At 50.1% G+C, this 539-nt stretch carries 1 protein-coding gene; it reads right to left on the minus strand.

Translation table 11 applies throughout. The annotated features are described in order from the left end of the window. The coding region (gene bla / locus R7Z77_RS28060) for a class A beta-lactamase (RefSeq protein ID WP_318137397.1) at positions 1 to 539 on the minus strand (539 nt) is incomplete at both ends.

The raw sequence follows: 539 nt of genomic DNA on the forward strand, positions 1-539 counted from the left end.
ATACTGATGTAAACCGGCTTGTAGTTGTCTTTCCAGATCATCGCGCTAATGCCGCGTGAACCGTAGTTACCTGCGCCAGAGCGGTCTGCAATCGACCAGCCTTTTGGCAGAACAGAGCGCATGAGCGAATCCGATACTTTGTTGTCTTGCATCCAGATTTTAAGCTGTGTGCGTGACTCGTAAGATAGGGCGTTATCTTCCATCAAGGTGTGTAGGGTGTTTACCATGGCGTTAGGCGTTGTGGTGTCTCGCTTGTCGCCCGGTTTTGCTTCATTCAAACGAGGCTCCAATCGGTCAAGTCGCGTTGCTTTGTCGCCAATAGAGCGCAAAAACAACGTGACCGCTTTAGGACCACCAATTTCATTTAGCACTAAGTTCGCAGCGGTGTTGTCGCTCATCAACATGGCGGCCTCACAAGCGTGTTCGATGCGTGTGCTTTGTCCAGCCAGTTTATCCATCACCGGAGACCAAACCACAATATTGCGTTCATCGATTTTCGCTGTGGCATTTTTGTTGAGTTTGCCGCTGTCCATGTCGCT

It is taken from the genome of Vibrio sp. 1401 (genome assembly GCF_033340295.1).